The sequence below is a fragment of the Pseudomonas retamae genome, from assembly GCF_043496865.1.
Taxonomy (GTDB): domain Bacteria; phylum Pseudomonadota; class Gammaproteobacteria; order Pseudomonadales; family Pseudomonadaceae; genus Aquipseudomonas; species Aquipseudomonas retamae.
This window is the reverse complement of sequence record NZ_JBIEIL010000003.1, coordinates 243,932-254,307: the sequence shown is the minus strand read 5'-3', so window position 1 is coordinate 254,307 and position 10,376 is coordinate 243,932. Positions and strand designations below refer to the sequence as shown.

13 protein-coding genes are annotated in these 10,376 nt (G+C 61.3%); 8 read left to right on the top strand and 5 right to left on the bottom strand.

Translation table 11 applies throughout. From position 1 onward, the window contains the following. Window positions 1-31 precede the first annotated feature (31 nt). The 4 genes from ftsY to rpoH all read left to right on the top strand — a co-directional run bounded on the left by ftsY (window position 32) and on the right by rpoH (window position 4,194). Window positions 32-1,534 carry a signal recognition particle-docking protein FtsY gene (gene ftsY, locus ACGSLL_RS06310; protein WP_394504164.1) on the top strand — a complete coding sequence of 501 codons (1,503 nt, stop codon included), beginning with the start codon at window positions 32-34 and terminating at the stop codon, window positions 1,532-1,534. Further along, window positions 1,531-2,202: a cell division ATP-binding protein FtsE gene (ftsE, locus tag ACGSLL_RS06305; protein WP_064380087.1), complete on the top strand. Its 672-nt coding sequence runs from the start codon at window positions 1,531-1,533 to the stop codon at window positions 2,200-2,202. Before ftsY ends, ftsE begins: the two co-directional genes overlap by 4 nt. Further along, a complete protein-coding gene (ftsX, locus tag ACGSLL_RS06300) occupies window positions 2,199-3,224 on the top strand; it encodes a permease-like cell division protein FtsX (protein WP_093097439.1) in 1,026 nt (341 codons plus the stop codon). Before ftsE ends, ftsX begins: the two co-directional genes overlap by 4 nt. A gap of 115 nt (window positions 3,225-3,339) precedes the next feature. Continuing rightward, the gene (gene rpoH, locus ACGSLL_RS06295; protein ID WP_007913617.1) at window positions 3,340-4,194 is read left to right on the top strand and encodes an RNA polymerase sigma factor RpoH; all 855 of its coding nucleotides are present in this window, start codon (window positions 3,340-3,342) and stop codon (window positions 4,192-4,194) included. A gap of 279 nt (window positions 4,195-4,473) precedes the next feature. Here the strand turns inward: rpoH and mtgA are convergent, their stop codons facing one another. Then, complete coding sequence (gene mtgA / locus ACGSLL_RS06290; RefSeq protein ID WP_394504160.1) at window positions 4,474-5,196, bottom strand: monofunctional biosynthetic peptidoglycan transglycosylase; 723 nt, start codon at window positions 5,194-5,196, stop codon at window positions 4,474-4,476. Window positions 5,197-5,270: 74 nt separating this feature from the next. On the opposite strand from mtgA, the gene ACGSLL_RS06285 reads away from it, so the two are divergent. The 4 genes from ACGSLL_RS06285 to trmB all read left to right on the top strand — a co-directional run bounded on the left by ACGSLL_RS06285 (window position 5,271) and on the right by trmB (window position 7,642). Further along, a complete protein-coding gene (locus tag ACGSLL_RS06285) occupies window positions 5,271-5,651 on the top strand; it encodes a DUF423 domain-containing protein (protein ID WP_394504158.1) in 381 nt (126 codons plus the stop codon). Window positions 5,652-5,722: 71 nt separating this feature from the next. Next, window positions 5,723-5,923, top strand: coding sequence for a sulfur carrier protein ThiS (gene thiS, locus ACGSLL_RS06280; protein ID WP_172833235.1), 201 nt, complete (start codon window positions 5,723-5,725; stop codon window positions 5,921-5,923). Window positions 5,924-6,112: 189 nt separating this feature from the next. Continuing rightward, on the top strand, window positions 6,113-6,907 hold the full coding sequence (locus tag ACGSLL_RS06275) for a thiazole synthase (protein WP_208939401.1): 795 nt from the start codon (window positions 6,113-6,115) through the stop codon (window positions 6,905-6,907). 9 nt (window positions 6,908-6,916) lie between these two features. Next, complete coding sequence (gene trmB, locus ACGSLL_RS06270) at window positions 6,917-7,642, top strand: tRNA (guanosine(46)-N7)-methyltransferase TrmB (RefSeq protein ID WP_024014663.1); 726 nt, start codon at window positions 6,917-6,919, stop codon at window positions 7,640-7,642. A 132-nt stretch (window positions 7,643-7,774) separates the two neighbouring features. Here the strand turns inward: trmB and ACGSLL_RS06265 are convergent, their stop codons facing one another. Genes ACGSLL_RS06265 through ACGSLL_RS06250 form a run of 4 tightly spaced genes read right to left on the bottom strand, consistent with a single transcriptional unit; the run spans window position 7,775 to window position 10,355 of the window. Then, window positions 7,775-8,098 carry a DUF3392 domain-containing protein gene (locus tag ACGSLL_RS06265; RefSeq protein WP_003229134.1) on the bottom strand — a complete coding sequence of 108 codons (324 nt, stop codon included), beginning with the start codon at window positions 8,096-8,098 and terminating at the stop codon, window positions 7,775-7,777. Window positions 8,099-8,125: 27 nt separating this feature from the next. Then, window positions 8,126-9,331: a radical SAM family heme chaperone HemW gene (gene hemW / locus ACGSLL_RS06260; protein ID WP_394504154.1), complete on the bottom strand. Its 1,206-nt coding sequence runs from the start codon at window positions 9,329-9,331 to the stop codon at window positions 8,126-8,128. Next, complete coding sequence (gene rdgB, locus ACGSLL_RS06255) at window positions 9,328-9,924, bottom strand: RdgB/HAM1 family non-canonical purine NTP pyrophosphatase (protein WP_394504152.1); 597 nt, start codon at window positions 9,922-9,924, stop codon at window positions 9,328-9,330. Before rdgB ends, hemW begins: the two co-directional genes overlap by 4 nt. Continuing rightward, entirely contained in the window at window positions 9,921-10,355 is a 435-nt protein-coding gene (locus ACGSLL_RS06250; protein WP_394504150.1) for a DUF4426 domain-containing protein, read from the bottom strand. Before ACGSLL_RS06250 ends, rdgB begins: the two co-directional genes overlap by 4 nt. Between the last annotated feature and the right edge of the window lie 21 nt (window positions 10,356-10,376).

Below are 10,376 nucleotides of genomic sequence, written 5' to 3'. Positions count from 1 at the left end.
GCGCGTCGCTACCGTGAGATAGCCGTCCTCCATGTTTGGTTCCAACGACGACAAGAAGAGCCCAGCTGCGGCTGGCGAGAAGAAAAGCCTGTTCGGATGGCTGCGGAAGAAACCGCAGGAACCCGTCGTCGAACAGCCGCCCGCGATTGCTGAGCCAGCTCCAGCGCCAGTTATAGAAGAAGAGCCGGCGCCGATTGTGCTGCCGATCGCTGAACCTGTGCTGCAACCGGAGGCTGAAGCCGAACCTGAAGCGCCGGCCGCTGCCGAACTGCCGCTGACCCCGGCCGCCGAGCCGTGGCTGACCTTGCCGGTGGCAGAAGAACCGGTGGCGTTCGTTGAAGAGGCAGCGCCGCATGTGACGCCGGCGATTCCGGAAATGGTTGTGGCACCTGCTGTCGAGCCCGAGCCTGTGGTGGAAACGGCCATCGAGCCGGCGCCGGTTGTTCCTGCTCCAGTGGCACCGATCATTCAAGCGCCCGAGCCTGCACCTGCACCTGCACCTGCACCTGCTCCAGTGCCTGCGCCGGTTGTCGCTGCGCCAGTCGTGCCGGATGAAGCGCCTGCCGAGCCTCCTGTAGAAGCCCCGCGCACCGAAGAAACCAAAGCCGGTTTCTTCGCCCGCCTCAAGCAAGGCCTGTCGAAGACCAGCGCGAGCATCGGCGAAGGCATGGCCAGCCTGTTCCTCGGGCGTAAAACCATCGATGACGATTTGCTCGATGACCTCGAAACCCGTCTGCTCACCGCCGACGTCGGCGTCGAAGCCACCACGCAGATCATCCAGCGCCTGACCCAGAAGGTCGCGCGCAAGGAACTGGCCGACGCCGATGCGCTGTACAAGTCGCTGCAGGCTGAACTGGCAGCCATGCTCAAGCCGGTCGAACAACCGCTGAAGATCGCCTCGCAGAACAAGCCATTCGTGATTCTGGTGGTCGGCGTCAACGGCGCCGGAAAAACCACCACCATCGGCAAACTGGCGAAGAAGCTGCAACTGGAAGGCAAGAAAGTCATGCTCGCCGCCGGTGACACCTTCCGTGCCGCGGCAGTCGAGCAGTTGCAGGTCTGGGGCGAGCGCAACAAGATTCCGGTGATTGCCCAGCACACCGGCGCCGATTCGGCTTCGGTGATCTTCGACGCCGTACAGGCCGCCAAGGCCCGTGGCATCGATGTGTTGATCGCTGACACCGCCGGGCGTCTGCACACCAAAGACAACCTGATGGAAGAGCTGAAAAAGGTTCGCCGGGTGATCGGCAAACTCGACGCCGACGCGCCGCACGAAGTGCTGCTGGTGCTCGACGCCGGCACCGGGCAGAACGCGATCAACCAGGCCAAGCAATTCAACCAGACCGTCGAACTGACTGGCCTGGCGCTGACCAAGCTTGATGGCACCGCCAAGGGCGGGGTGATCTTCGCCCTGGCCAAGCAGTTCGGTTTGCCGATCCGCTACATCGGCGTCGGTGAAGGCATCGATGACTTGCGTACTTTTGAAGCAGAACCCTTTGTCCAGGCACTGTTTGCCGAGCGGGAGCGTTCATGATTCGTTTCGAACAGGTCGGTAAACGCTACCCGAACGGTCACGTCGGCTTGCATGAGCTGAGCTTTCGAGTGCGTCGTGGCGAGTTCTTGTTTGTCACCGGCCACTCTGGCGCCGGTAAATCCACGCTGTTGCGCCTGTTGCTGGCGATGGAGCGCCCGACCAGCGGCAAACTGCTGCTCGCCGGGCAGGACCTGAGCACTATCAGCAATGCGCAGATTCCGTTTCTGCGCCGACAGATCGGCGTGGTGTTCCAGAATCATCAATTGCTGTTTGATCGCACGGTGTTCAACAACGTCGCCTTGCCGTTGCAGATCCTTGGCCTGTCCAAGGTTGAAATCGCCAAGCGCGTCGATTCGGCGCTGGAGCGCGTGGCACTGTCGGATAAAGCCGATCTGTATCCCGGCGACCTGTCGACCGGTCAGCAGCAGCGCGTCGGCATCGCCCGCGCCATCGTCCATCGCCCGGCCTTGCTGCTGGCGGACGAACCGACCGGTAACCTCGACCCGCGTCTGGCGGCGGAAATCATGGGCGTGTTCGAAGACATCAACCGTTTGGGCACCAGCGTGCTGATTGCCAGTCACGACCTGGCGCTGATCGCGCGCATGCGTCACCGCATGCTCACGTTGCAACGCGGCCGCTTGATTGGCGACGGGGAGGCCGGAGTATGAGTGCGACACGCAGCCCGAAGGTTTCCGAACGCGTGGCGCCGAAAGCCGCCGATCCGCAGCCGCCAAAAAAGAAAAAGCACGACGATGACGATGGCCCGGACTTCGCCACGCTGTTCCGCGCGTGGATTGAAAGTCATCGTGCCAGCCTGCTTGACAGCCTGCGCCGCCTTGGCAAACAGCCGATCGGCAGCTTCTTCACCTGCATGGTCATGGCCGTGGCGTTGAGCTTGCCAATGGGCCTGTCGCTGCTGCTGAACAATGTCGAACGTCTCGGCGGTTCCTGGCAGCGCGCGGCGCAGATCTCCTTGTACCTGCAACTCGACGCGACGCCGGAGCAGGGCGAGTCGTTGCGCGAGCAGATCAAAGGCATGCCCGGCGTCGCTGATGCTGAATATGTCGGCCGCGATCAGGCGCTTGAGGAATTCCAGCAGCAGTCCGGTCTGGGCGAAGCCCTGCGTGAGCTGCCGGAGAACCCGTTGCCCGGTGTGGTGCTGGTGACACCGAACGAAGTCGACAAGCCGACACTCGAAGCATTAAGACAAAAACTTTCCGAGCTGCCCAAGGTACAACAGGCGCAACTTGATCTAGTCTGGGTCGAGCGTCTGGCTGCCATCCTCAAGCTTGGCGACCGCTTTGTCTTCGGTCTGACGGTGCTTTTGGTGTCTGCATTACTTTTGGTGATAGGCAATACCATTCGTCTTCATATTGAAAACCGCCGCACCGAGATAGAAGTGATTAAACTCGTCGGCGGCACTGACAGTTATGTGCGTCGCCCTTTCCTTTATATGGGCGCGTTGTATGGCTTCGGTGCAGGGCTGTTGTCCTGGGGTGTATTGGCGTTCGGCCTGAACTGGCTGAACGATGCGGTGGTTGGACTGGCCGGCTTGTACGGCAGTGATTTCGCCCTGGCCGGTGTGCCAGTGGCCGACGGTCTGTCGCTCTTGCTTGGCGCGGTGCTGTTGGGTTATATCGGTGCATGGATTGCAGTCGCACGTCATCTCAGGGAGCTGGCGCCGAAGTAGAATCTTTTTTGCGCGTGATTGACCTTGCGGTTTTTATGGGAACTTGTACCTGAGTTCCCGGTCAATTTTTCGCAGTGCCGAGAGGCACGAGTATGTAAGTGGGAGGTTTTTTCGCATGACCAATTCTTTGCAACCTGCGTACGCGTTGGTTCCGGGTGCGAACCTGGAAGCCTATGTGCACACCGTGAACAGCATTCCATTGCTGACGCCGGAGCAGGAGCGTGAACTGGCCGAGAGTCTCTACTATGAGCAGGATCTGGGGGCGGCTCGGCAGATGGTGCTCGCCCACCTGCGATTTGTCGTACACATTGCCCGTAGCTATTCCGGCTACGGTCTGGCTCAGGCTGACCTGATCCAGGAAGGTAACGTCGGCCTGATGAAGGCCGTGAAGCGCTTCAACCCGGAAATGGGTGTGCGTCTGGTGTCGTTCGCCGTGCACTGGATCAAGGCGGAAATTCACGAATTCATCCTGCGCAACTGGCGCATTGTGAAAGTCGCGACCACCAAGGCCCAGCGCAAGCTGTTCTTCAACCTGCGCAGCCAGAAGAAGCGTCTGGCGTGGCTGAACAACGAGGAAGTCCACCGTGTGGCGGAAAGCCTCGGCGTCGAGCCGCGAGAAGTACGCGAGATGGAAAGCCGTCTGACTGGCCATGACATGGCCTTCGACCCGGCCGCGGAAGCGGACGACGACAGCGCTTTCCAGTCGCCGGCCAACTACCTGGAAGACCACCGGTACGACCCGGCGCGTCAGCTGGAAGATGCCGACTGGAGCGACAACTCCAACAGCAACCTGCACGAAGCACTGGAAGTGCTGGACGAACGCAGCCGCGACATCCTCTACCAGCGCTGGCTGGCCGAGGAAAAAGCCACGCTGCACGACCTCGCGCAGAAGTACAACGTGTCGGCCGAGCGGATTCGTCAGCTTGAGAAAAGCGCGATGAACAAGCTCAAATTGTCGATCGCCGCGTAACCGGCGCCCGGCAAACAAAAACGCCCCGATCAGTGATGATCGGGGCGTTTTTGTTTCTACTCTGCCAGGGTGCCCCTGTGGGAGCGAGCCTGCTCGCGAAGGCGGTGTACCAGACGCATTGATACAAGCTGACACGACGCCTTCGCGAGCAGGCTCGGGGGGGCGCGCGCCGGCCCGGGCCGGGGGGGTCCCCCCCCCCCCCCCCCCCCCCCCCCCCCCCCCCGCCCCCGCCGCCGCGCTCCCACAGGGATTTTCAATGTCTGGAGCGTAGGAGGGCGATCAGTCAGCCCACGGCGCCCGCCGCGAATCATTGAGGCCCAACAGATAACTATCGCCACCCAACTGACTCATCTGCTGCCGTATCCATCCGGCCCGGCGCGACACATAACCGGTCGGCCGGCTCGCGCTCCACACCCGCGGATTAGGCAGCACCGCCGCCAGATAACTCGCCTGCTGGCGTGACAGCGCCTTTGCACTTACGCCAAAGTGATGGCGGGCTGCCGCTTCTGCACCAAACACGCCCTCATCCCACTCGACGCTGTTCAGATACACCTCAAGAATCCGCTGTTTGGGCCAGAACACCTCGATCAGCGCGGTAAACCAGGCTTCCAGCCCTTTGCGCAGATAACTGCGTCCGGCCCAGAGAAACAGGTTTTTCGACACTTGCTGGCTCAGGGTGCTGGCACCGCGAATCGAACCGCCCAGTTCGTTGTGGGCGAGGGCGGCCTGGATCGCGCGCAGATCAAAGCCCCAATGCTCGGGGAATTTCTGGTCTTCGCCGGCAATGACCGCCACCTTCAGGTCGTCGGAGATCTCGTCCCACGGCTTCCAGGTGCGCTGCAGGTCGATCGGCTCGCCGTCGATCCACGATTCGACCTTGCGCTCGACCATCAGCGCGGTGCCCGGTGGCGGCACGAAGCGAAACAGCAGCACCAGCAGGATGCTCCCCCCGGCGAACCAGAGCAGGGCCTTCACAAGACGACGGAATATTGAACGCAGCATAGAGATGGCTTGGCCGAACCGGTGGAGCGGGCCATTATACAGACCCTGCCGATTGCGTCTGACTGGAGTTCCCAATGCTGCGTGGCTTTTTGATGCTGGCCGCTTTTTTCGGTTTCACCGGGGTCGCGTTGGGCGCGTTTGCCGCCCACGGCCTGAAAAACCGCCTGACTCCGGAATACTTGGCGATTTTCCACACTGGCGTCACCTATCAACTGGTGCACACCCTCGCGCTGTTCGGCGTCGCGCTTCTGGCCACGCAGATTCCGGGGCGCCTGATCACCTGGGCCGGCGTGTCCTTTGCTGTCGGCATTCTGTTGTTCTCCGGCAGCTTGTACCTGCTGACCATGACGGGCATCAGCAAGCTCGGCATCATCACCCCATTCGGCGGCCTCGCGTTTCTGATCGGTTGGGTTTGCCTCGGCCTCGCCGCCTGGCGCTTGCAGCTAACCGCTTGACGCTTGGTACTGACCTTTAGGTCATGATCGGGCTAGAATGCCAGCCCCTAAAAATGATGGCGGCGTTGTGCATGCGCATTCAATTGAACGGCGAACCCCTTGAACTGCCCGACGGCGAGACCGTTGCGGCGCTGATTACCCGCCTGGAACTGACCGGACGCCGGGTAGCAGTCGAACTCAATCTGGATATCGTCCCGCGCAGCCAGCACGCCGACACCACGCTGAACGACGGCGATAACGTCGAAGTAGTCCACGCCATCGGCGGCGGCTGATCCAAACACTGTGAAAACTGCTGCGCTCGTAAATACTGCGTTAAAAACAGGCTCGGAATGCTCATTTACAACCAGTAGACTCCGCTTCCTCGCCTGTTTTTGCCTTGTCTTTACTTCGCTCGCGACGTTTTCACAGCGTTTGGTTATTGAAGAATTCTGCAAGACCCTCACTCCTAAAGAGGATTCCTTATGAGCATCGTTCGTAGCGACAAGCCTTTTGTGCTGGCCGGTCGTACTTACCAGTCGCGTTTGCTGGTCGGTACCGGCAAGTACCGTGACATGCAAGAAACCCGTCAGGCCATCGAAGCCTCGGGTGCCGAGATCGTCACCTTCGCCGTGCGCCGTACCAACCTCGGTCAGATCGAAGGCGAGCCGAACCTGCTCGACGTGCTGTCGCCGGATCGCTACACCTTCCTGCCGAATACTGCCGGTTGCTACGACGCCATCGAAGCCGTGCGCACCTGCCGCCTGGCCCGTGAGCTGCTCGACGGCCACAATCTGGTGAAGCTGGAAGTGCTGGCCGACCAGAAAACCCTGTTCCCCAACGTGATCGAAACCCTCAAGGCGGCGGAAACGCTGGTCAAGGAAGGTTTCGACGTGATGGTCTACACCAGCGATGACCCGATCATCGCCCGGCAACTGGCGGAAATCGGCTGCATAGCGGTGATGCCGCTGGCCGGCCTGATCGGTTCCGGTCTGGGCATCTGCAATCCGTACAACCTGCAGATCATCCTCGAAGAAGCGAAAATCCCTGTGCTGGTCGATGCCGGTGTCGGCACCGCGTCCGACGCAACCATCGCCATGGAGCTGGGTTGCGATGCGGTGCTGATGAACTCGGCCATCGCCCACGCCCAGCAGCCAGTGATGATGGCGCAAGCCATGCAACACGCCATCGTCGCGGGTCGTCTGGCCTACCTCGCTGGCCGTATGCCGAAAAAACTTTATGCCAGCGCCTCTTCGCCGCTGGATGGTCTGATCAAGTAAGAGCCATTGATGACTGAATCGAACGACACGCCTGTCCAGCCGGACGAAGGCGACGAGCGCCAACACCGCCGCATCAAGAGTTTCGTGATGCGCGCCGGGCGCATGACCGAAGGCCAGCAACGCGGCCTGGACCAGGGCGCGCCGCTGTACGTGCTGCCGTTGGCCGATGCGCCGGTGGATTACGACCAGGTCTTCGGCCGCTCGGCACCGCGCTCGCTGGAAATCGGTTTCGGCATGGGCCACTCGCTGCTGGAAATGGCGGCGGCTGCACCGGAGCAGGATTTCATCGGCGTCGAAGTGCACCGTCCGGGTGTCGGCGCGCTGCTCAACGGCGTACTGACGCAGGGCCTGACCAACCTGCGGGTCTACGACTGCGACGCGATCGAAGTACTCAACCGTTGCATCGCCGACAACAGCCTTGATCGCCTGATGCTGTTCTTCCCCGATCCGTGGCACAAGAGTCGTCACCACAAGCGCCGTATCGTGCAGGCCTCGTTCGCTGAACTGGTGCGCAGCAAGTTGAAGGTCGGCGGCATTCTGCACATGGCCACCGACTGGGAGCCGTACGCCGAATACATGCTGGAAGTGATGAACGTCGCCCCGGGCTACCGCAACCTCGCCGAAGACGGCAAATGCGTACCGCGCCCGGCCGAACGTCCGATCACCAAGTTCGAACGCCGCGGCGAACGACTTGGCCATGGCGTTTGGGACCTGAAGTTCGAAAAGATCGCTTAAGCCTCACGCAATAAAAACTGTGGGAGCGAGCCTGCTCGCGAAAGCGGTCTGGCAATCAACGATGATGTTGACTGTCAAGACGCCTTCGCGAGCAGGCTCGCTCCCACATTTCGTTTCGGGGTGTTTGTGAGGTTAGCGGCGGTCAGCGACTACGCCGATCAGGACGAGTACCACCAACAACACCGGCGCGAGGCTGTAGTTGTTGAACTGGCTCAAGCCCTTCACTACCCACGGCGTGGCGTAAATCAGTGCGGCGCCGCTGCCGATCACGCACAGCAGGGCCATCAGCGGTACGCGCAGGGCGCCGGCGATGCTGCCCAGGCGTTGCTCGACCCAGCCTTTGAAATCCGCACCGAACAGCACCAGCAGACAACCGACCAGTGCCAAGGCGATTTCCGAGAGGTTGCTGCGGCTCCAGCGGGAGACGGTGGCGAGCAGGTCGAGTATCAAATCCATGGGTTTATCCTTAGGCCGCCGTTGGGCTCAGCTCAGAAATTGTTGCAGCAAGTCGTTGAGGAACAATTGTCCGCGCTCGGTGGCCGCCAGACGTGACGGTTCGACCTGCATCAGGCCGCTTTGTTCGGCCTCGCGCCGGCCTTCGGCAAGCGTGTCCAGCGACAGGCCGGTGCGCTCCGGGTAGAGGCGTGATTCGACGCCCGCGGTCAGGCGCAGCGCATTCATCAGGAAGTCGAACGGCAGCTCGTCATTGCTCAGGATTTTTTCGCCGGCCTGGAAGTTTTTCGCCGGGTTGAGATAGTCCTTGGGCAGTCGCGTTTTCCAGGTGCGCACGATGCGCCCGTCCGGGTGGCTGAGTTTGCCGTGTGCACCGGCACCGATGCCGATGAAGTCGCCGAAGCTCCAGTAATTGAGGTTATGCCGCGCCGGTTTGCCGGGCTGGGCATAGGCCGACACTTCGTACTGCGCGTAACCGTGCTCGGCCAGCAGCGCTTGCCCGGCTTCTTGAATGTCCCACAGTGTGTCGTCTTCCGGCAGCACTGGCGGCTGGTTCCAGAACACGGTGTTCGGCTCCAGCGTCAGTTGATACCAGGAAATGTGTGTCGGCTGCAGTTCGATGGCCTGGCGCAGATCGGCCAAGGCATCGTCCAGCGATTGATCCGGCAGGCCATGCATCAGGTCGAGGTTGAAGTTGTCGAACCCGGCCTGGCGCGCCATACCGGCGGCGCGCACCGCTTCGTCGCCGTTGTGGATGCGCCCGAGCGCCTTGAGTTTTTCCTGCTGGAAGCTCTGGATGCCAATCGACAACCGGTTGATGCCGAGCTTGCGGTAGGCGACGAACTTCTCTTGCTCGAAGGTACCCGGATTTGCCTCAAGGGTGATTTCGATGTCGTCGGCAAACGGAATGCGCTGCTCGACGCCCTTCAACAAACGCCCAAGCGCTTGGGCACTGAACAGGCTTGGCGTGCCCCCGCCAAAGAAAATCGAGGTCAGCTCACGGCCATACACCGCATGCAGATCCTGATCGAGATCGGCCAGCAGCGCGTCGACGTATTCCTGCTCCGGCAGCACCGGGCTGGCGGTGTGGGAATTGAAGTCGCAATACGGGCATTTGCGCACGCACCACGGGATATGGATGTACAGCGACAAGGGCGGCAGCGTTGGCAGCGGCGCCCGAGGCGAGGAGGCGGCGCCGCCGACAATCAGCGACGACGCAGAAGCGTCACCGGTCATTGCAAACCCAGACGCTGGCGCAGCAGCACCATGGCACGGGCGCGGTGGCTGATCTGGTTCTTGTCGGCCGGGCTCAGTTCGGCGCTGGACACGTCACGTTCCGGCACCCAGAACAGCGGGTCATAACCAAAGCCGTGTTCGCCGCTGGCCGCAGTCAGAATCCGCCCGTGCCACAGGCCTTCGCAGAGAATCGGCAACGGATCGTCAGCGTGACGCACCAGGGCGAGCACGCAGACGAACTGCGCGCCGCGCTCGGCTTCCGGCACGTCTTTCAAAGCCTCGAGCAATTTCGCGTTATTCGCCGCATCGCCCTTGCCATCGGCGTAGCGCGCCGAATAGATGCCCGGTGCGCCACCGAGAAAATCCACCGCCAGACCGGAATCGTCGGCCAGCGCCGGAAGCCCCGAAATGCGCGCAGCGTTGCGTGCCTTGAGAATCGCGTTCTCGACGAACGACAGGCCGGTCTCTTCCGGCTCAACCTTGCTCCATTCGCCGATCGAGCGCAGTTGCACCGAGTCGCCGAGCATCGCTTGAAGTTCTTTGAGTTTGCCGGCGTTATGGCTGGCCAGTACGAGCTGCTTGATGTTCATCATTCGCCGGGAAAGAGTTCTTGGTTGAAATTGAGGGTGTTGATCTTGTCGCCGTTTTGCACCTTGATTTCAAAGGTGCGGGTTTCCTGCTGCGGCACCGGATACTGGGCGATGTAGTAGATCGCGCCCTGTTCGGTGACCTGGCGGAAGTTCAGCGGCACGCTGTTGCTGGTCAGGTCCTTGACCGTGCCGGTGACACTGGCGATCACCGGCTTACCGTCCTTGATTACCGAGACGTTGATCACGCCCTGATTCTTGCTGCGAATCAGTTCGGCGGCTTTGGCAATGTCCGGTTGCAGGAAGGTCGAGTTGAAGGTGTTGTAATGCACCGTGACGTCGCCGAAGGTTTCCTTGCGCTCGCCCTTGATAACGTCGGCCGCCAGGGCGCCGACGCTCAGGCAGGCAGTCAATAACAACAACGCTAGACGAATCATGTTCGTGCTCCTCGAATAACC

Coding starts and splice junctions, on each gene's coding strand:
- ACGSLL_RS06265 (WP_003229134.1), bottom strand. CDS start 8,098: ATGGATTTGATACTCGACCTGCTCGCCACCGTCTCCCGCTGGAGCCGC.
- ftsY (WP_394504164.1), top strand. CDS start 32: ATGTTTGGTTCCAACGACGACAAGAAGAGCCCAGCTGCGGCTGGCGAG.
- ACGSLL_RS06250 (WP_394504150.1), bottom strand. CDS start 10,355: ATGATTCGTCTAGCGTTGTTGTTATTGACTGCCTGCCTGAGCGTCGGC.
- trmB (WP_024014663.1), top strand. CDS start 6,917: ATGACTGAATCGAACGACACGCCTGTCCAGCCGGACGAAGGCGACGAG.
- ftsX (WP_093097439.1), top strand. CDS start 2,199: ATGAGTGCGACACGCAGCCCGAAGGTTTCCGAACGCGTGGCGCCGAAA.
- hemW (WP_394504154.1), bottom strand. CDS start 9,331: ATGACCGGTGACGCTTCTGCGTCGTCGCTGATTGTCGGCGGCGCCGCC.
- ACGSLL_RS06275 (WP_208939401.1), top strand. CDS start 6,113: ATGAGCATCGTTCGTAGCGACAAGCCTTTTGTGCTGGCCGGTCGTACT.
- mtgA (WP_394504160.1), bottom strand. CDS start 5,196: ATGCTGCGTTCAATATTCCGTCGTCTTGTGAAGGCCCTGCTCTGGTTC.
- ACGSLL_RS06285 (WP_394504158.1), top strand. CDS start 5,271: ATGCTGCGTGGCTTTTTGATGCTGGCCGCTTTTTTCGGTTTCACCGGG.
- rdgB (WP_394504152.1), bottom strand. CDS start 9,924: ATGATGAACATCAAGCAGCTCGTACTGGCCAGCCATAACGCCGGCAAA.
- rpoH (WP_007913617.1), top strand. CDS start 3,340: ATGACCAATTCTTTGCAACCTGCGTACGCGTTGGTTCCGGGTGCGAAC.
- thiS (WP_172833235.1), top strand. CDS start 5,723: ATGCGCATTCAATTGAACGGCGAACCCCTTGAACTGCCCGACGGCGAG.
- ftsE (WP_064380087.1), top strand. CDS start 1,531: ATGATTCGTTTCGAACAGGTCGGTAAACGCTACCCGAACGGTCACGTC.